Source organism: Bordetella ansorpii (assembly GCF_900078705.1).
Classification (GTDB): Bacteria; Pseudomonadota; Gammaproteobacteria; order Burkholderiales; family Burkholderiaceae_B; genus Bordetella; species Bordetella ansorpii_A.
On record NZ_FKIF01000007.1, the window covers coordinates 724,187 to 743,868 of the forward strand.

Sequence of the window (19,682 nt, forward strand, 5' to 3'; positions counted from 1 at the left end):
CAAGCACCCGCCGTTTCCCGTGCCGACCGCCATGGCGCCTGCGCCAGGCACGCGCTCGGCCAGACCAAGCTGAATCGGTTTCGACACCCATGACCACTCCACCCTTTTTGCAGAAGAAGACAGGCCGGCCCCTGCTGGCCTGTGGCGCGCTGTGCCTGGCGCTGCTGCTGTCCGCCTGTGGCAGCGATGACGACGACACGTCCCCGCCGCCAGGCGATGGAGGCGGCGGCACGCCCCCCGCCGCCTGCACCAGCGCGCACTGCGCCCCCGCCCCCTGAGGCGCCACGCGCCCTTCGACCTCTTCAAGCGACAAGACACCCGTATGAGCATCAACTCTTCCAAACGGAAATTCCTGCGCACCACGCTGGGCGGCGCCGCCTCGGCCACCGCGCTGTCCATGTTCCCGCCCGCGATCCGGCGCGCGCTGGCCATCGAGGCCAACAACGTCACGGGCACCATCGACGACGTCGAGCACGTCGTGCTGCTGATGCTGGAGAACCGCTCGTTCGACAGCTACTTCGGCACCTTCAAGGGCGCGCGCGGCTACGGCGACCGCTTCGCCGTGCCCATGCCCAACGGCAGGAACGCCTTCTACCAGACCGATGAAGACGGCAACACGCTGATCCCCTACCACCTGGACGAAACGAAGGGCAATGCCCAGCGCGCCGGCGGCACGCCGCACACCTGGCCCGACGCGCAGGCCGCGTGGGACCACGGCCGCATGAACGCCTGGCCGGTGGCGAAGAAGCCGCTGTCGATGGGCTACTACGAGGCCAACGAGGTGGAGTTCCAGCACGCGCTGGCCGACGCCTTCACGCTGTGCGACGCCTATCACTGCTCGATGCACACGGGCACCATCCCGAACCGCCTGTACTACTGGAGCGGTACCTGTGGCCCCGGCGGCGTCAATCCGGCCGACGGCAGCGACGTCACCGTGGCCGCGCTGGTCAACGAGTTCAACGGCGGCAACGACGTGGGGCCGTCCACCGAAGGCTGGACCTGGACCACCTATGCCGACCGCCTGCAGGAGGCAGGCGTCAGCTGGAAGGTCTACCAGAGCCTGTCGGACAACTTCGGCTGCAACGAGATGATGAGCTTCCGCCACTGGCGCGCCGAGATCGAAGGCATGCCCGTGGAACGCCGTCCCGTGTATGCCCCGGTGAACCTGGCCACGCCCGTGCCGCCGTTCTACGACGCCGCCATCGACAACCCGCTGAGCCCGCTGGCCAAGGGCTTCGGCAACACCATGCCCGACGGCTTCCTGCAATCGCTGCGCGACGACGTGGCGGCCGGCAAGCTGCCCTCGGTGTCGTGGATCATTCCGCCGTCGGTCTACAGCGAGCATCCCGGGCCCTCCAGCCCCGCGCAGGGCGGCTGGTACGTGCAACAGGTGCTGGACGTACTGACGGCCAATCCCGAGGTCTGGAGCAAGACGGTGCTGCTGATCAACTACGACGAGAACGACGGCTTCTTCGACCACCTGGCGCCGCCGTCGGCCCCGTCGCGCGACGAGAGCGGCGTGCTGCACGGCGCCAGCACGCTGTCGGACGCGGACATGGCGTTCGAGTACTTCAACTACACGCCCGCCACCGACAACCAGCCCGACCAGGACGGCAAGCCCTTCGGCCCCGGCCCGCGCGTGCCGCTGTGGGTGGTGTCGCCGTGGAGCCGTGGCGGCTGGATCAACTCGCAGGTGTTCGATCACACCTCGACGCTGCTGTTCCTGGAGAAACGCTTCGGCGTGAAAGAGCCGCAGATCAGCAAGTACCGCCGCGCGGTGTGCGGCGACCTGACCTCGGCGTTCAACTTCGAGAACCCCAACGGCGAGAGCCTGCCCACGCTGGCCGGGCGCGCCGACAAGACCACGGTGGACAACCTGGCCCTGTCGCAGACGGCGTCGGCGGCCATTCCCGTGCCCGCGGCCACCACGGCTTCGGCGCTGCCGCCGCAGGACACGGGCACGCGTCCCGCGCGCGCCCTGCCCTATGAGCTGCACACCACGCTGCGCGCGGGCCGGGACCAGGTGACGCTGGTGTTCGCCAACGACAGCCGCGGCGAGGCGGGCGCGGTTTTCCACGTCTACGACAAACTGCACCTGGACCGCATCCCGCGCCGCTATGCCGTGGAATCGGGCAAGCAACTGAGCGGTGCATGGAACCTGGCCGACGACGCGGGCCGCTACCACTTGTGGGTGCTGGGACCCAATGGCTATCACCGCGAGTTCATTGGCGACGTGAACGAACAGCTCGCCGCCGGCGGCCCCGAGATCCAGGTCTGCTACGCGCTGTGCGAACCGCCCGAGATCCAGGTGAAGATGCACAACCCGGGCGACAGGCGCGTGACCTTCACCGCGACGGCCAACGCCTATCGCACGGATGGTCCCTGGGTCGCGGCGGTCGAGCCCGGCGAGGTGCTGGACCTGCGCTGGCAGGTCGGCGATACCGGCCAGTGGTACGACTTCTCCGTGACGTGCGACGCGGCGCCATCGATGCGGCGTCGTTTCGCAGGCCACCTGGAGAACGGCCAACATTCGGTGACCGACCCGGCCATGGGCGAGACGGCCAACGGGTAATCGCGTCGGACGGCGGAATGCCCCGGCATCCCGCCACGCGTGCTTGGCGGCACCGCCCATCGTGCGGGACATGCATCCGGATTGAATACCTACCTTTAGTAAGTTACTATTGGTAGGTACACCTTTCCAGGAGACCTCGCTCATGCATGCACTCATCGTCGCTTCGCATCCCGACCGCCAATCGCTGACGCACGCCGTCGCGCAACAGGTGGAACAGGGCATCGCCACCTCGGGGCCGCACACGGCGGAAATCGCCGATCTGGCCGCGGAAGGTTTCAACCCCAGCTTCAACGCGGCAGACTTCGCGCAGTTTCAGGGCAAGGGTCCCGCGCCCTCCGACGTCCGGGCCGAACAGGCGCGCCTGCAACGCGCCCAAGCCCTGGTGCTGGTCTATCCCGTCTACTGGTGGTCGTTTCCCGGCCTGCTGAAGGGCTGGATCGACCGTGTCTTCACCAACGGCTGGGCCTATGAAGACAACAACGACGGCAAGCTGGTGAAGAAGCTGGAACACCTGCAGGTCCACCTGGTTGCCATCGGTGGCGCGGACATGCGAACCTATGACCGTCACGGCTACCAGGGCGCCATGAAGCTGCAGATCGATCACGGCATCTTCGGCTATTGCGGCGCCCCCGTCGTGGCCTCCGAACTGCTGCTGCCCGTCGATGGGCAGATTCCGTCCGGGCACCTGGATACCGCGCACGCCATCGGCCAACGCGTGTTCGAGGCCCGGGCCCCCTCCTGATGCCGTATCCGATATGCCTGAACCGACCCTTGCCCCCACCCCGCGCCGCCGCCTGTCGCGCGCCGACCGCCAGCGCCAGTTGCTGGACGTCGCGTGGCAACTGGCCGGGGAAGGCACGGATGCCCTGACGCTGGGTCGGCTGGCCGTGGCGGCCGGCGTAGCCAAGCCGCTGGTCTACGACCACTTCGGCACGCGCGAAGGACTGCTGGCCGCGATGTACGAAGACTACGACGCCCGGCACTCCGCCATCATGGACGCCGCCATCTCGGCCGCCCGCGCCACGCTCAAGGACAAGGCGCGCGTCATCGCGGAAAGCTACGTGGCGTGCGTGCTGACACAGGGCCGGGAGATATCGGACGTGTTGGCCGCGCTGAACGGATCGCCGGAACTGGCGGCGGTGAAACGGCGCTACCAGGAGATCTTCATCGGCAAATGCCGCGGCATCCTGGCGCCATACGCGGGCGCGGGCGGCATCGCGCTGCCAGGCATGTGGGCCATGCTGGGCGCGGCCGATGCGCTGTCCGAGGCGGCGGCCTGCGGCGACATCACCGAGGCCCAGGCGTGCGAGGAACTTTTCGAGACCATCGTCGCGCTGGTCAAGCGCAGCAAATAGGTGCGCGTACTTTGTTTGATGCGCCTGCGGCTGGCAGGCTGGAAAGCAGCTATCGCAATTCCAGCCGCTCGTTCACGGGCCGTCGAGACCTGTGCAACGCCGCCCAAGCCCTGAATGGAAGATGCAGGCCGTGCAATGCCGTGCAAGCCGGCGGAAGCCCATGCAAGGCCGCGTCCCGCGCCGACAGCCGGATCGACGCCCAAGAAAAAACGCCGTCCAAAGGACGGCGTTTTCCGGTCAGCCGCAGGGCGCGCTCGGCTTACCTGTCTGCTGCGTTGCTGATCGCGTTGCCCGCTCGCGATATGTCCTTGCCCACGCCGGATACGGTGTTGCAACCCTGCAGCACCAAGCCCAGCACCACGAGAGTGGTCAGCATGAGTTTATTGCGCACGATGAATCCTGCCTTGCTGCTCAAGCCACGCGCACGCGCAGTTCGCCCAGGCCGTCGACACCGCCGACCATGACGTCGCCCTGCACCACCGCGCCCACGCCTTCGGGCGTGCCGGTGAAGATGACGTCGCCCGGCTGCAGCTCGAACAGTCCCGACAGGTAGGCGATGCTTTCGGCGATGTTCCAGATCATCTGCGAGATGTCGCTGACCTGCTTGCGCTGGCCGTTGACGTCCAGCCAGATGGCTCCTTTGTCCAGAGTGCCGGTCTTGCTGCGCGGATGCACGGGACCGATGGGCGCGGCGAAGTCGAAGGCCTTGCCCACTTCCCACGGACGGCCCTGCTTCTTGGCTTCGCCCTGCAGGTCGCGGCGGGTCATGTCCAGGCCCAGCGCATAGCCCCACACGCATTCGGCGGCGGCTTCGACGGACAGGTCGCGGCCGCCCTTGTCCAGCACCACCACCAGCTCCATCTCGTAGTGCAGGTTCGAGGTCTTGGGCGGATAGGGCATGGAACCCGTTTCGCCATCGGCCACGCTGACCAGGCTGTCGGGGTGCTTGCAGAAGAAGAACGGGTCTTCACGGCCGGTGAAGCCCATTTCCTTGGCGTGCTCGGCGTAGTTGCGGCCCACGCAGTAAACGCGGCGCACCGGAAAACGGGCGCTGCTGCCGGCGACGGGCAGCGAGACGGGCGGGATCGGGGAAATGACGAAATCCATCTGCAAGACCTCTGTATGCGTAGGGCCGCGGGCGCGACCGGAGTAAAACCAACGCGACTTTATACGCTAGTTGACACGTCAAGCAAAGGGCCGGACATGCCGCAAAGCACAACGGGCGGCCTCGAAGGGCCGCCCGCTGTCAGGGGGCTGAACGCGTCAGCCCGAAAGGCGATCAGGCCTTGGTGTAACGCTCGGCGCTGCGCGTGATTTCCTCGTGCGCGGCATCCACGCCCTTCCAGCCCTTGACCTTCACCCACTTGCCCTTTTCGAGGTCTTTGTAGTGCTCGAAGAAGTGCTGGATGCGGCCGATGTCTTCGGCCGGCAGGTCTTCATAGGACTTGACGCTGCGGTAAGGCGGGTACAGCTTCTCGACCGGCACGGCCAGCAGCTTGGCGTCGCCGCCCGATTCGTCGTCCATTTCCAGCACGCCGATGGCGCGGCAGCGCACCACGGCGCCGATCTGGATCGGGAACGGCGTGACGACCAGCACGTCGGCGGGATCGCCGTCTTCCGACAGCGTCTGCGGGATGTAGCCGTAGTTGCACGGATAGTGCATGGCGGTCAGCATGAAGCGATCGACGAAGATCGCGCCCGTGTCCTTGTCGACCTCGTATTTGACCGGATCGGCGTTCATGGGGATTTCGATGATGACGTTGAAGTCTTCCGGCAGCTTCTTGCCGGGACCGACGCGATCAAGGCTCATGGTTCAACCTTTGTTGTCTGAAGGGGAATCGGGGGATTGCAAGGGCGCGGCCGGCTTGGGCGTGGCCTGCGCGGGCACGGGCTGCGCCTTGGCCGGCGGCGTGGCGGCGGCCGGCGGCTCGGGCTCGGCCGCGGGCGTATAGCGGGACACCGGCGCCTCGAAAGCGGACGGCGGAATCGGCGCGCTGTCGAAGTAGTCTTCGATGTCGATGGCCGAGCGCTGCGGCACGGGCGCCGGCGCTTCGATGGTCTCGGGGCGCTCGTTCAATTCGCGCGCATCCGGATCGAGCACGTAGTCGGCAACCGGCGCGTGCTCGGGCACGGGCTCGGCGGCGACCGGCGTGGCATGGCTGGCGGGCAAGAGCGCGTCATACTCGCCCTCGCTGTCGAGGTGGGACGGATCCGCGCCCATGTCGGCGGCGGGCAGCGCGGCATCGGTGGCCAGCACCGGCAGGGCCTGGCGCGCGGCCGTGGCCAGGCGCCAGTGGCGCGCGGCATCGGCGGGACGGTCCAGTCGGTCGTACAGGCTGCCCAGCAGGGCATGGCACTGCGCATCGTTGCGGCGCGCCAGGCTGCGCTGCAGATAGCGTTCGGCCTGGCCCCACAACTGGCCGTTCAGGCACAGCACGCCCAGCGCGGTCAGCAGGTCGGTATCGGCGGGACGCTGCGCCAGCCACGTCTCGGCCTTGGCCAGGCGGCGCGGCACCTGCGAGGCATCGCACCGCGCATAGGCCGACACCAGCACCGGATTGAAGCGGTCGCCGATGGCGGCCTCGAGGATGCGCGCGGCCTCGGCGCCCTCGCCGTCCGCCTCGAAGGCGGCGGCGCCCGCCAGCGCGATGTTGGGCAGCAGGCGCTCTTCGGCCTTGAGGTCTTTCCAGATGACGCGCCAGCCGTCGCCGGCCATGCCGGCGCGCAGGCGCGCGGCCCCGGCGTGGTCGATCAGTTGCGCGCCCTCGGCCTTGTCCAGCGCGTTACGGCGCAGCAGCCCGCGAGCCAGCGTGAAGACGCGCTCATGGTGCTCCAGGGCCGTCTCGGCGCGCAGCAGCAGGCGAGAGGTGTGCAGATGCCGCGCGCCGCCATCCTGCAGCGGCGCCAGCGTCTCCAGGGCCTGCTGCGGCTTGCCCTGGTCGAGCAGCATGTCGGCCGCCACCGTGGCGGTGGCTTCCTGCAGGCCGGCGTCCTCGCCCGCCTGTTCGCGGGCGGCTTCGATCATGCGGTCGCGGCGGTCGAACTCGCCCAGGCCGTGCGCCGAACGGGCGGCGGCCAGCGCCGCCAGCACGCGGCGGCTGCGCACCTTGCTTTGCTCGAACAGGCGCGTGAGGTCTTTCTCGGCATGCGCGAAGCGGCCTTCCAGCATGCCGATCCAGCCGCGCTCGAGCAGTTCGTGATCGCGCGCCTGCGCGCGGCGGCCGCGCCAGGCGCGCACGCGGTCGGGAATAGCCAGCAGCCACGACAGCAGGCGCAACACCACGTACAGCGCCACGAATGCCGCCAGCAGCAACAGCACCGCCAGCGTGAGGGAGATTTCAATGCGCCACGGCCAGATCAGCAGCAGCACATTGCCGGAATGCTGGCGCAGCATGACCGCCAGCGCCACGGCCACGACGGCCAGCAATAAAGTCCAGAGCCAGGTACGCATGCGTCAGTCCTGCCCGTCTGCCTGGTTGCCGGCGGCGCGCAGGGCCGCCAGGGTGCTCAGGCTGTCGGACACGTCCGGCACCTTCACGGCGATCTCGACCTGCGACAGGTCGCGCGCCAGGGCGCGTGCGGCGGCGGTATCGGGCGAGCGCGTGTCGAAATAGCGCGCCAGCGTGTCCTGCACGTTGTCCAGCTCCGTCTTCCAGATCGGCTGCTGGCGCATCAGCATGGCCAGTTGCACCGTCATCAGGCGCTGGCGCAGCGTGGAGCGCACCGTGGCGGCCTGCTCGGGCGACAGCAGCAGCGCGGCGGGTTCGTCCACCCGCTGCACGCGGATCAGGTCGCCGAGTTCGTGGGCCACGGCCTGGCCGGCGCGCGAGGGCCACGATTCGACCTCGACGCGCCAGCGCTGCCACCAGGGCGCGTCGGCGGGCAGTTCAGCCACGGGTGCGGCGGCGGGCTGCGCGGGCGTGGCGTCGGTCTTGTAGTCGTCGGGTTGCGGATTGGGCGCGGCGTCGTCGGGCACCAGCATGGGGGCGCGCGACACCAACGCGATCAGGCGCTCGATGCGGGCCGATTGCGCGGGAATGTCCACCGTGGTGACGGCGCGCAGGCGGTCGAGGTCGCCGTTGATGCTTTGCTGCAGGCCCGCCAGGCGCGGACGGTCGGCCTGCGCGAGGCGCGATTGCGCGGTCTCCAGCGCCACGATGGCGTTGTTGACGTTGCCCGCCAGGCGCAGCTGCTGGCTGGCCAGCGTGACCATGCGCTCGACGTCGTTGACGAGGATCTCATCGTTGGCGCCGCTGCTGAAGGTCTGCCAGGCCTGCTGCAAGGCGCTGTTCTGCGTCTGTACGTCGCGGATGCGCCCTTCCAGGTCGGCAACCTGGTTGGTCTGCGCCTGCGCCAGGGCCAGGGCCTGGCGGCCGTCCTGGCGCGCCAGCGCCAGTTCGCGATTCATCTGGTCCAGGCGGGCGGCGACTTCCTGGCCGGTTTTCATGGCCTGGCGCCGCTGCGCCCAGAGCGCCCCGCCCAGGCCGATGGCCAGCAGGACGACGATGACGAACGCGGTGATCAGCGTGCTGCTGACCGAGCGCGGCCGAGGCGGCTTGGCCGGCTTGGCGGGCGTCCCGGGCCGCGACGGCGGCACGCTGGACGGGGAAGCTGCGGGCGTGGCGCCGCCGGAAGCGTCCGACGGCGTGGTCGGACGGATATCGGAGGTGTTGTCTGTCATGACGCGATTGTATTCGTTGGAGGCTTGGACGACGACTCAAGCGGCAACAAAGGCCTCGAAGATCGCCTCATCGGCAGGCATACAGATTTGTACCACCATGTCGGTGGCGGCGTCATCGACAGCGGGTGCCGCGGCGTTACCAAACGGCACAGCCGCGGCGGCGCGCAGGGCGACCGCCAGACGCGGGTGCGTGACGACGAAGCGGCAGCCGCGCCACCAGGCCTGCAAATCCGCGGCGCGGACCGCATCGGCGGTGGCCGCGATGCCCTCGCCGCTGGTCAACAGCCAGGTGGCGGCGGCGCCCCGTGCCGCCATCCGCCGCAAGGCCTGCGCGGCGCCGTCCGGCCAGACGGCGGGCAGGCGCCGGTAGACGGCATGGCGCGTGACCTCGACCCCGGCCCCGGCCAGCCGGTCGGCCAGCCAGTCACGCCCCTGCGTGCCACGCACCAGCAGCGCGCGGCGCGGCAGGGGCCGGGACGACAGCAGGTTCCAGAGCGCCTCGGAATCGTGCGCGTCGGCATCGGCGGCCGGATGCAGCACGGCGCTCCCGGCCCCCAGCAGCCCGGACGCTTCGAGGACCTGCGCGCTGGCCGCCCCCACCGTGGCGGGCGTACAGCCGGCGGGCCACCCCTGGGGCAGATGCGGCGCCAGACGGTCGAGATACAGCCGCACGGCATTGCCGCTGACGAACACCGCCAGGTCGTAGTCGTGCGGCATGGGCAACGGGCCATCGGCCGGCAAGGGCTCGATGGCCAGCGCGGGCAGGCAGAGCGCGTGCCAGCCCGCGGCGGACAAACGTTGCGCCAGGGCCTCGTTGCGGCCGGCGGGCCGGGTCAGGATGGCGATCGGCGACATGGCGCGGCCCGTGCGCTCAGGACGGGGAATCGTCCCGCAGCAGGACGGCCAGGATGTCCCGCGCCCCATCGGCCAGCAGCCGGCGCGCCACGTCGGCGCCGATGTCGGCCGCCTGGGCGGCATCGCCCTGCCCCTCGGCCCGCACGATGCGCACGCCGTCCGGCGAAGCCACCAGGGCCTGGAGCGACAGTTGGCCGTCGCGCACCTGCGCGTAAGCGGCCAGGGGCACCTGGCACGAACCGCCCAGGGCGCGCGAGACGGCGCGCTCGGCGGTCGCGCAGCAGGCGGTGTCGGCATGGGCCAGCGGCGCCAGCCAGGCGCGCAGGTCGGGGCGATCGTCACGGATTTCGATACCCAGGGCGCCCTGTCCCGCCGCGGGCAGGCTGTCGGCGGGATCGATCAGCGCACGGATGCGGCCGCCCAGCGCCAGGCGCTGCAGTCCGGCCGCGGCCAGGATGATGGCGGCATACTCGCCGCGGTCCAGCTTGCCCAGGCGCGTATCGAGATTGCCGCGCAGCGGCTGCACGCGTAGATGCGGATAGCGGGCGCGCAGTTGCGATTCGCGGCGCAGGCTGGACGTACCCACGACCGCGCCGTCCGGCAACTCGGCCAGCCCGGCGTAGTCGTTGGAGACGAAGGCATCCCGAGGATCGGCGCGTTCGAGCACGGTACAGAGCTCGAACGGCGGCTGCAGGTCGACCGGCACGTCTTTCAGCGAATGCACGGCGAGATCGGCCCGGCCGTCCAGCAGCGCGGTCTCGAGCTCCTTGACGAACAAGCCCTTGCCGCCGACCTTGGACAGCGTGCGGTCCAGGATCTGGTCGCCGCGGGTGGTGAGCGTGAGCAGCTCGACCGTGCAGGCGGGATAAAGCGCCTGCAGGCGGCTGCGTACGTATTCGGCCTGCCACAGCGCCAACCTGCTGGCGCGTGTGGCAATGACCAGGCGTTGCGGTTCCGACACGATGGTCAGACGAATCGGGACAGGATCACCGTGGCCACCACGCCGATGACGGCGAGGATGAACAGGCCTTGCAGCAGGCTCAGGCCCGATTCGGATTGCTGGGAATTGGCAGTCTTATGCAGCGCCATGCGAGGATTCCTTGGAAGCGGTTTTGCGGCTGGCCAGCCACCGTCCCAGGATTACGACAAGCAGCGCGCCAGCAATTTCGACGCCGATTTTAACCGGGGTGGGCTGCACGCCGAATTGCTCTACGACAAAGATATCGGTGATGAGCATGCCGCCCGCGATCCAGCCCAGCAGCGCGGCGCCGAACGTGACCACCAGCGGGAAGCGGTCGATCAGCTTCAGGACCAGCGTGCTGCCCCAGATGATGATGGGCACGCTGATGACCAGGCCGAAGATCACCAGGCCGAGCTGGTGGTCGGCATGGGCGTTCTGGGCGGCGCCGGCGATGGCGATGACGTTGTCCAAGCTCATGACGAAGTCGGCCACGATGATGGTCTTGACCGCGGCCCAGATGGAGGCTCCGCCCGTCACTTCGTGGTTTTCGTCCTCGGGGATCAGCAGCTTGACGCCGATCCAGACCAGCAGCAGCGCCCCCACGACCTTCAGGAAGGGGATGGTGAGCAGGGTGAGCGCGAATGCGATCAGGATGACGCGCAGGATGATGGCGCCCGCGGTGCCCCACAGAATGCCTTGCAGGCGTTGCTTGGGCGCCAGGTTGCGGCAGGCCATGGCGATGACCACGGCGTTGTCGCCACCCAACAGGATGTCGATCATGATGATCTGGAATACGGCTGCCCAACTGAGGGTCTGGAAAAACTCGAGCACTGTGAAATCCCCCGAAAATCGTCGTCTACTGACACTGTTGAAACAAGACCGCCGGACCGTGCCCCGGCCTGCCGCCCCCGTGAGAAAGGAGCGGCCTGCCCGGAAACAACGGCCTTGCGGCCAGAAAACAAAACCGGCTTCACCACCACGACCGCGCGAATTTCAGGGGTCCGGAGGGGTGAAGCCGGCTATTGTAGTTCAGCTATCAGTCAGCCTTTTGACGGGCGAGGAAAATTTTTCCAAGCGCCAGCACCAGCAAGGCGCCGGCCACGCCGACCATCATCCCGAAGGCATGGTGCGTCACCCCCAGGGCCGTGTCGATACGTTCGACAGGACCTTGCAGGGCCGGGTCGCCCACCAGCAGTTCGCCGGCGATGAAACCCAGCAGCGCCGCGCCGATCCAGACGATGAGCGGGAAGCGCTCGATGACTTTCAGCAGCAGCGTGCTGCCGAAGATCACCAGCGGGATGCTGATGGCCAGGCCCACGACCAGCAGCGTGGTGTCGCCCATCGCCGCGGCGGCCACGGCCACCACGTTGTCCAGGCTCATGACCAGGTCGGCGATCATGATGGTGCGGATGGCGGCCATCAGGGTGCCGTGCTTCTTCTCGCCGCTCTCGTCATCGCCTTCGGGCAGCAGCAGCGTCACGCCGATGTACACCAGCAGGACGGCGCCGATCAGCTTGAGGTACGGCAGCATCAGCAGCTTGGCGGCCACCAGCGTCAGGACGATACGCATCACGATGGCCGCGGCCGACCCGATGACGATGGCCCTCTTCTGCTGCTCGGGCGGCAGCGAACGCGCGGCCAGCGCAATCACCACGGCGTTGTCGCCGGACAGCAGGATGTTGACCCAAATGATCTGGAGCAATGCGATCCAGAATGCTGCAGAACTCAGTTCCATGCCTCTCTTTTCCTATGTGTATAGGATCCCCGTGTCGCGTATGCAAACGCATGCGGCCCGCGACGACCGACGTGCGCAGACCCGCGAGCCGGGACCGTCTTGAGGCATGCGCGAGCGACGGTTCTATCAACGGAAAACGCGAGGTCAGCCCGTGATTATAGTTTCAAGGGGCTGTCAGATTGAAAGCGTGCGGGGGGGAATGCGTAACACAGCCCCCCCGCCCTCCCACCGTATCCGTCCGCCCCAATGAAAACAGCCCGCCGAAGCGGGCTGTTTTCAGTGCCGGACCAGGCCGGCAGCGCGATGCCTTACAGCACCGACTTCAGCAGCTTGCCCATTTCGGACGGGTTGCGCGTGGTGCGGATGCCGCACGCTTCCATCACTTCCAGCTTGGCGTCGGCCGTGTCGGCGCCGCCGGAGATCAGGGCGCCTGCGTGGCCCATGCGCTTTCCCGGAGGAGCCGTGACACCGGCGATGAAGCCGACGACCGGCTTCTTCATGTTGTCCTTGGCCCACTGGGCGGCGTTCACTTCGTCCGGACCGCCGATTTCGCCGATCATGATGACGGCGTCGGTGTCGGGATCGTCATTGAACAGCTTCAGCACGTCGACGTGCTTCAGGCCGTTGATGGGATCGCCACCGATACCGACGGCGCTGGATTGGCCCAGGCCCAGTTCGGTGACTTGCGCCACGGCTTCGTACGTCAGGGTGCCCGAGCGGCTGACGATGCCGATGCGGCCCTTGCGGTGGATGTGGCCGGGCATGATGCCGATCTTGATTTCATCGGGCGTGATCAGGCCGGGGCAGTTCGGGCCCAGCAGCAGCGTCTTGCTGTTGATGGCCTTCATGCGGTTGCGCACTTCCAGCATGTCGCGGACCGGGATGCCTTCGGTGATGCAGATGGCCAGGTCCAGTTCGGCCTCGACGGCTTCCCAGATGGCGGCGGCGGCGCCGGCGGGCGGCACGTAGATCACCGACACGGTGGCGCCGGTGTCAGCCTTGGCTTCCTTCACCGAGGCGAAGATCGGAATACCTTCGAAGTCTTCACCAGCCTTCTTGGGGTTCACGCCCGCCACGAACGCAGCCTTGCCGTTCGCGTAGTCGCGGCACATGCGCGTGTGGAACTGGCCGGTCTTGCCCGTGATGCCCTGGGTAATGACCTTGGTGTCTTTGTTGATCAGAATCGACATTTGTGAATCCTTGGCTGATTTTTACTTGGCGGCCGCTTCGACGACCTTGGTGGCGGCTTCGGCCATGGTGTCGGCGCTGATGATCGGCAGGCCCGATTCGGCCAGCATCTTCTTGCCGAGTTCTTCGTTGGTGCCCTTCATGCGCACGACCAGCGGCACGCTCAGGTTGACGGCCTTGCAAGCGGTGATCACGCCTTCGGCGATGACGTCGCAGCGCATGATGCCGCCGAAGATGTTGACCAGGATGGCTTCCACGCTCTTGTTCTTGAGCATGATCTTGAAGGCTTCCGTGACCTTCTCGGCGGTGGCGCCGCCGCCCACGTCCAGGAAGTTGGCCGGCTCGCCGCCGAACAGCTTGATGGTGTCCATGGTGGCCATGGCCAGGCCGGCGCCGTTGACCAGGCAGCCGATGTTGCCGTCGAGCTGGATGTAGGCCAGGTCGAACTTGCTGGCTTCGATTTCAGCGGGATCTTCTTCGTCCAGGTCGCGGTAGGCGACGATTTCCGGGTGACGGAACAGCGCGTTCGGGTCGAAGTTGAACTTGGCGTCCAGGGCGATCAGGTTGCCCTTGCTGTCGCAGTTCAGGGGGTTGATCTCGACCAGCGAGGCGTCGGTGTCCATATAGCACTTGTAGAGCTTCTGGAACAGGTCGACGGCCTGGTCGACCGAGTGGCCCGACAGGCCGATCGCGGCGGCGATCTTCTTGGCCTGCTCGGTGGTCAGGCCGGCTTGCGGGTCGATGTATTCGTTGATGATCTTCTCGGGCGTGGAGTGGGCCACTTCCTCGATGTCCATGCCGCCTTCGCTGGAGGCGATGAACGCGACCTTCTGGGTGGCGCGGTCGGTGACCAGCGACACGTACAGTTCGTTCTTGATGTCAGCGCCTTCCTCGATGTACAGGCGGTTGACCTTCTGGCCTTCCGGGCCAGTCTGGTGCGTGATCAGCTGCATGCCCAGGATTTCGGAGGACAGCTTGCGCACGTCTTCGATCGAACGGGCCAGCTTGACGCCGCCGCCCTTGCCGCGGCCGCCCGCGTGGATTTGCGCCTTCACGACCCAGACCGGACCACCCAGCTTCTCGGCGGCTGCCACGGCCTCGTCTACGGAAAGAGCGGGGATGCCGCGCGGCACGGTCACGCCAAACTGCTTCAGCAGTTCCTTGCCTTGATACTCGTGGATTTTCATGTGTTACCTGTCAGGACGTATGGGAAAAAGAAGGTGAATCGATGGACCGTGGCCCGGCGTCGGAATCGGATTCGTCCGCCGGGCTGTCGGACCGCCCCGTGTACCACCTGGGGTAGTGCTGCAGTACGACCTCACCGTCGGTGCGCAGCGCATGGCAGCCGTCCAGCTGGAACGGCCGCCGGTCGGACGTCGCGTTCTGCTCGCGACGCCGGCCGGCCATGGTCTGCACCGCCGCGGTGGGAAGCACCAGCGACAGTTCGGTCATATGGGTACAGCCCTCGATGCCCGAGAAACGGTCCTTGACCTGGTGGCGGAACCCTTTCAGGAGGTTCATGCCGACCAGGCCCGCGTAGGCCTTGTCTATGGCCGTACAGGAGGCATCGTAGGGAGCTGCGTCGTAGGCAGCCTGCGCGGCGACGATGGTGTAGCTTTCGTCGATGGTGATGCGCAGGTGCATGTGATGGATGTGCTGGCCCGCCTTCATGACCTCACCTTCGCTCTTGGTGAAGTCGTAGCCCTTGTAGTCGATCAGTTCGGCTTCCAGGTCCCAGAGTCCGTCGTCGCGGCCATAAGACTGCACGCGTATCGAACGCGTGTGTATGGGCTGGCGAGGATAGTCCGGCGTGGGCAAGGGCATATAGGGCCTGTTTCTGGCCGTGCGGCGGGTTGGCCTGCCCCACCGCGGCACGACTTTTCTATCAAGCTGCCGGCCCGTTCCGGACCGTTTGCGGGTGCTTTGGACATCCGCGCAAACCGCGCGGCGCGGTTCCAGGGCAACGGCCAGGGTGCGACCGTTTGCCGCAGGGCAGCAAATCTGTCGAAGTATAACGCAGCCGGCCCCGGCGACCGGGGACCGCACCCGGTTCATCGGCAGGCGCGGGATGGCCGCCGCCTCAGCGGCGTGTCCACGGGGTGGCCGGACTGCCCATCCAGGCCTGGCCCGCCGGGATGGTTTCCCCCTTGAGCACCAGGGTCAACGGCCCCAGGCGGGCGCCGTCCCCGACCCGCGTGTCGTACAGGATGGTGCTGCGCGAGCCGACGTTGACGCCGTTGCCGACACGAACCATGCCGATCTTCATCACCCGGTCCTCGAACAGGTGGGTCTGCGGGCCGGACCAGGCGTGCAGCACGGCATCGTCCCCGATGGACACGCAGTCGTACTCGGTGACGTCGGTGGTGTCCATGAACACCCGGCGGCCGATTCTGGCGCCCATGCAGCGCAGCGCCAGCGGCAGCCAGGGCGTGGCCCGCAGGAAATTGAAGAAGTTGGGCACCGCGATGGATTCGTACAGGCTGGTGACGGCCTCGCTCTTCCAGACGAACGGCGTCCACATGGGTTCGGCGCGCGGCCGGTAGCGGCCGATCAGCAGCCACTTCAGCAGCACCAGGAATAGGAACGTGCCGATCCCGTACAGCATGCCGGCCAGCATCAGTTCGTCGAACGCGCCCAGGAAGCCCTGGTTGACGGCGACCGGGATGACTTTCATGACCGTCAGGTAGCCCACCGCGATGATCACCGCCAGGGGCAGGATCATGCGCATGCCCTCGACCGCGCCGCGCGCCAGCTTGCGTCCCAGGCTGGGGCGGAAAGTGAGGTGGTCGGGAAAACCGGCCACCTGCTCGCGCGCCGGCAAGGCCAGCGGCGGGTTGCCCAGCCAGGTCTGGCCGCTGGCCATGCGCGCGTTGGCCGGCGCCCGGCTCTGCACCGCGATCAGCACGTCGTCGGGCAGCACCGTGCCGTCGGGCACGTAGGCGCCATTGCCCACGAAGCTGCGGTTGCCGATGACCGTGGGCCGCATGGTCATCCAGCCCCGGTCGATTTCCTCGTCGCCCAGCATCACGCCATCGGCGATGAAGCTGTCGCGGCCGAGCGTCAGCATGTCGGGCACCACGCCCATGGCCGTCGAGATTTCGGTGCCCGGCCCCACTCTGGCCCCCAGCAGCCGGAACCAGGTGGCCGCATAGATGGACGCGTACAGGCCATGCAACACGCTCAGGCCGGACTCCTGGATCTGGTTGGTCAGCCAGCGCCGCAGGTAGATCTGCCCATACACCGGCCAGCGTCCGCCCGACAGGCGCGGCAGCAGCGCCCAGCGCAACAGGGCGGACACCAGCACGGTCAGCAGCACCAGCAAGGCGCTGGCCGGCAGGGCCAGCAGCAGGTAGACCAGGAAGGCATGGGGCCACGAGACGCGCGTGCCCATCAGGTCGAGCCAATGCGCGTCCAGCCAGTCGATCAGCACGAAGCTGGGAAACACCGGCATGAAGAACAGCGCCGCGATCAGCGCGCCACCCAGGGCGTAGGCCAGCATGTCCCAGCGGGCCCAGCGCGATTCGCGCAGCGGACGCGGGGGCAATTCGGGCGCGCGCGCCTGCGGGTCGTGGCGGGCCGGCGCACCGCTCCAGATCTGGCCGGCTGGAATGCGCGACCCCGTGGCCAGGGACGACAGTCCGTCCAGGCGGCCATCGGCCTCGATCGTCACGCCGCCCTGCAGCACCGCGTAGGAACCGACGTAGGCATTCTCGCCCACAGTGATGGGCGAGACCTCCCAGCAGCCGCCGCGGACCTCGAAGTTCTCGAGGTTGACGGCGGCGCCGATGCTGGCCCCGTCGCCCACCGACAGCAGGTCGGCAGCGCGCACGGAGACGCGGCTGATGGCGGTGCCGCGGCCGATGCGCGCGCCCAGCGCCCGCAGGTACCAGGCCTGCAGCGGCGAGCCCGCCAGCAGGTGCGCGGGCGGGATGTCGAGGATGCGGTCGACCAGCCACCAGCGGTAGAAGATCCACCCATAGAGCGGATACCGGCCCGCCTTCAGGCGGCCCAGGATGCCCCATTTGCAGGCCACGGCCACGCCGAAGCTCAGCAGGTTGCAGAGCAGGTAGGCGAAGATGGACAGCGCCACCGCGCCCCAGACCGAATCGCCCTCGTCGCCGGTGAAGTAGTGATAGGTGAAGAACGGCGCCAGCCAGATCAGCATGCGCACGCCGATCAGCAGCGGCAGCACCGCCAATTGGGCCACGCCACAGGTCCAGCGCCGCCACTCGGGTGCCCTGCCGGCAGCGAATTCGGGCGCCATCTGCGCATGCATCGCGTCGGACGCCACGGCGGCCCGCGAGTCGGCGCCCAAGGCATCCAGCCGCGCCGCCAGCGCCCCCAGCACGGAATGCTGGTAGAGCTCGAGCATGGTCAGGGAGGAGAACTGCGGGTGCCTGCGCAGCGACGACACCAGCCGCGCCGCCAGCAGCGAGTGGCCCCCCAGGTCGAGGAAGAAATCGCTGGCCAGGCGCAGCGGCTGGCCCGGAAACAGCGGCCGCAAGGCTTCGAACAGCGCCAGCTCGCCCGGCGACACCGGCGTATCGTCCTCGCCGCTGGGCTCGGAAGCCGTCGCCAGCTCGCGCGCCTTCAGGGCCTTGCGGTCGATCTTGCCGGACGTCAGCCGCGGCACTTCGGCCACCGGCTCGAATCGCGCGGGAATCATGTAGGCCGGCAACTGCTCGGCCAGCGCCGCGCGCAAGGCCTGCGGATCGATCCGGGCATCGCCCTCGGGCGTCAGGAAGGCCACCAGCTGCTCGATGCCGGCCAGGTCGCGCAGCACCACGGCCGCCGCGCCCACGCCGGCCTGCCGGTACAGCGCCGCCTCGATCTCGCCCAGTTCGACACGGAACCCCCGCACCTTGACCTGGTCGTCGCTGCGGCCCAGGCACTGAATCTGGCCTTGCTCGTCGATGCGCGCCAGGTCGCCGCTGCGGTACATGCGGGTATCGTGATCGCCGCTGGGGCGCGGATTGGCCAGGAATTTCTCGGCCGTCAGTTCGGGACGCCCGAGATAGCCGCCCGCCACGCCGGGGCCGGTGATGCACAGTTCGCCGGTCTGCCCCTGCGGCAGCACCGCGCCGTCCTCGCCGCGGATCAGCATGCCGTAGTTGGGCAGCGGCGTGCCGATGGTCACGGGCTGGCCGGGCCGCAGTTCGGCCAGGCTGGCCGACACGGTGGTCTCGGTGGGCCCATAGGTGTTGAACAACTGGCGGCCCGGCGTCGCCCAGCGGGTCACCAGGAACTCGGGGCACGTCTCGCCGCCCAGGTTCACGATGCGCAGGCCAGGCACGTCGCGGCCGAACAGCGCCAGCAGCGTCGGCACCGCATGCAGCACCGTCACGCCCTCGCGGACCAGCGCTTCGGGAAGCGCCTCGGGATCGGTGGTCAGCATCCTGGGCGCGACCCACAGGCTGGCGCCGACCAGATAGCTGATCCAGATTTCCTCGAACGACATGTCGAAGGCCACCGAGAAGCCCTGGTAGACCTTGTCGCCGTGGCGCACGCCCAGCACGTCGTTCTCGCTGCGCAGGAAATGGCAGATGCTGGCGTGGCTGATGGGCACGCCCTTGGGTTTGCCGGTGGAGCCCGAGGTATAGATGACGTAGGCGGGATGCTCGGGCAGCAATCCATCGCGGCGGCGCAGCGGCGCGCCGTCGACGGCCACCGACAACTGCCACGTGGTCCACGTGATCATGCCGCCCAGTTGCACGTCGCCGCTGGCGACGAGGCCACGCGCGCCCGCGTCCTGCAGGCACACCAGCATGCGGTCGGCGGGCGTGTCGGCCTCGAACGGCAGCCAGGCGGCGCCCGCCTTGGCGATGGCCGCCTGCATCACCAGCAGGTCGTCGCCGCGCGGCAGGCACAGGCCGACGATCTCGCCGGGGCGCACGCCGGCTTCGATCAGATGGTGCGCCGCAAGATCGGCGCGCCGTCCCAGGGTTTCGTAGGAGATGGACTGATCCCGCCATTGGATGGCGGTGGCGGCGGGATACCGCCGGATCGTGGCTTCGAGAATATCGGGCAGCGTTTCCGCTTGCAGCAGATCAGGCCGATAAGGACCTTGGAGAATCATGGCGACGGCGACTAGCGAACTGGCGGGCGTTCATCCATTGACATACGACGACGGGTTTCGTTCACGTGACAATGTGAAATCCCTGCGCGGCACTGTCTGAACTGCGCACGCTGACGCCAAGCTCAAAGCCTATCGCCGGGCGCTTCCCCGCGGCCCTTGCAGTCGGATGCCGCCTGCGCGATCCGGTCCTTCGAGGACGGCACGACGTTCCAAACGCGAGCCGCCGGCCAACCGCCTCGGCCACGAAAGGTTCGAGGAC

18 protein-coding genes are annotated in these 19,682 nt (G+C 68.0%); 4 read left to right on the plus strand and 14 right to left on the minus strand.

Annotated elements, in window-relative coordinates; genetic code table 11:
* Positions 1-89: 89 nt before the first annotated feature.
* From A6745_RS28765 to A6745_RS18955, 4 genes are all read left to right on the plus strand, one after another.
* On the plus strand, positions 90-278 hold the full coding sequence (locus A6745_RS28765; RefSeq protein ID WP_156513447.1) for a hypothetical protein: 189 nt from the start codon (positions 90-92) through the stop codon (positions 276-278).
* A gap of 44 nt (positions 279-322) precedes the next feature.
* Positions 323-2,572 carry a phosphocholine-specific phospholipase C gene (locus A6745_RS18945; protein ID WP_066130515.1) on the plus strand — a complete coding sequence of 750 codons (2,250 nt, stop codon included), beginning with the start codon at positions 323-325 and terminating at the stop codon, positions 2,570-2,572.
* 142 nt (positions 2,573-2,714) lie between these two features.
* Entirely contained in the window at positions 2,715-3,314 is a 600-nt protein-coding gene (locus tag A6745_RS18950; RefSeq protein ID WP_066130517.1) for an NAD(P)H-dependent oxidoreductase, read from the plus strand.
* 13 nt (positions 3,315-3,327) lie between these two features.
* On the plus strand, positions 3,328-3,927 hold the full coding sequence (locus A6745_RS18955) for a TetR/AcrR family transcriptional regulator (protein ID WP_066130519.1): 600 nt from the start codon (positions 3,328-3,330) through the stop codon (positions 3,925-3,927).
* A gap of 259 nt (positions 3,928-4,186) precedes the next feature.
* Here the strand turns inward: A6745_RS18955 and A6745_RS18960 are convergent, their stop codons facing one another.
* The 14 genes from A6745_RS18960 to A6745_RS19020 form a co-directional block, all read right to left on the minus strand.
* Positions 4,187-4,318, minus strand: a complete 132-nt coding sequence (locus tag A6745_RS18960; protein WP_066131399.1) for an entericidin A/B family lipoprotein — start codon at positions 4,316-4,318, stop codon at positions 4,187-4,189.
* Between the two features lie 20 nt (positions 4,319-4,338).
* On the minus strand, positions 4,339-5,034 hold the full coding sequence (locus A6745_RS18965) for a fumarylacetoacetate hydrolase family protein (RefSeq protein WP_066130521.1): 696 nt from the start codon (positions 5,032-5,034) through the stop codon (positions 4,339-4,341).
* A gap of 172 nt (positions 5,035-5,206) precedes the next feature.
* On the minus strand, positions 5,207-5,737 hold the full coding sequence (gene ppa / locus A6745_RS18970; protein WP_066130523.1) for an inorganic diphosphatase: 531 nt from the start codon (positions 5,735-5,737) through the stop codon (positions 5,207-5,209).
* 3 nt (positions 5,738-5,740) lie between these two features.
* Complete coding sequence (locus A6745_RS18975) at positions 5,741-7,378, minus strand: heme biosynthesis HemY N-terminal domain-containing protein (protein WP_066130524.1); 1,638 nt, start codon at positions 7,376-7,378, stop codon at positions 5,741-5,743.
* A gap of 3 nt (positions 7,379-7,381) precedes the next feature.
* Complete coding sequence (locus A6745_RS18980; protein WP_066130536.1) at positions 7,382-8,608, minus strand: uroporphyrinogen-III C-methyltransferase; 1,227 nt, start codon at positions 8,606-8,608, stop codon at positions 7,382-7,384.
* A gap of 36 nt (positions 8,609-8,644) precedes the next feature.
* Entirely contained in the window at positions 8,645-9,463 is an 819-nt protein-coding gene (locus A6745_RS18985; protein ID WP_066130539.1) for a uroporphyrinogen-III synthase, read from the minus strand.
* Positions 9,464-9,479: 16 nt separating this feature from the next.
* A complete protein-coding gene (gene hemC, locus A6745_RS18990; RefSeq protein ID WP_066130543.1) occupies positions 9,480-10,424 on the minus strand; it encodes a hydroxymethylbilane synthase in 945 nt (314 codons plus the stop codon).
* A gap of 5 nt (positions 10,425-10,429) precedes the next feature.
* Positions 10,430-10,552, minus strand: a complete 123-nt coding sequence (locus A6745_RS29590; protein WP_268874744.1) for a hypothetical protein — start codon at positions 10,550-10,552, stop codon at positions 10,430-10,432.
* Positions 10,539-11,255: a TerC family protein gene (locus A6745_RS18995; protein ID WP_066130545.1), complete on the minus strand. Its 717-nt coding sequence runs from the start codon at positions 11,253-11,255 to the stop codon at positions 10,539-10,541. The genes A6745_RS29590 and A6745_RS18995 overlap by 14 nt, the downstream gene beginning before the upstream one ends.
* 205 nt (positions 11,256-11,460) lie before the next feature.
* Positions 11,461-12,159: a TerC family protein gene (locus A6745_RS19000; RefSeq protein WP_066130547.1), complete on the minus strand. Its 699-nt coding sequence runs from the start codon at positions 12,157-12,159 to the stop codon at positions 11,461-11,463.
* 308 nt (positions 12,160-12,467) lie between these two features.
* Entirely contained in the window at positions 12,468-13,349 is an 882-nt protein-coding gene (gene sucD, locus A6745_RS28770; protein ID WP_066130549.1) for a succinate--CoA ligase subunit alpha, read from the minus strand.
* A gap of 21 nt (positions 13,350-13,370) precedes the next feature.
* Positions 13,371-14,534 (minus strand): ADP-forming succinate--CoA ligase subunit beta, encoded by a 1,164-nt coding sequence (sucC, locus tag A6745_RS28775; RefSeq protein ID WP_066130550.1) that lies wholly within the window; start codon positions 14,532-14,534, stop codon positions 13,371-13,373.
* A gap of 10 nt (positions 14,535-14,544) precedes the next feature.
* Positions 14,545-15,171: a DUF2889 domain-containing protein gene (locus tag A6745_RS19015; protein ID WP_066130552.1), complete on the minus strand. Its 627-nt coding sequence runs from the start codon at positions 15,169-15,171 to the stop codon at positions 14,545-14,547.
* 256 nt (positions 15,172-15,427) lie between these two features.
* Positions 15,428-19,423 (minus strand): Pls/PosA family non-ribosomal peptide synthetase, encoded by a 3,996-nt coding sequence (locus A6745_RS19020; RefSeq protein WP_066130554.1) that lies wholly within the window; start codon positions 19,421-19,423, stop codon positions 15,428-15,430.
* Positions 19,424-19,682 lie beyond the last annotated feature (259 nt).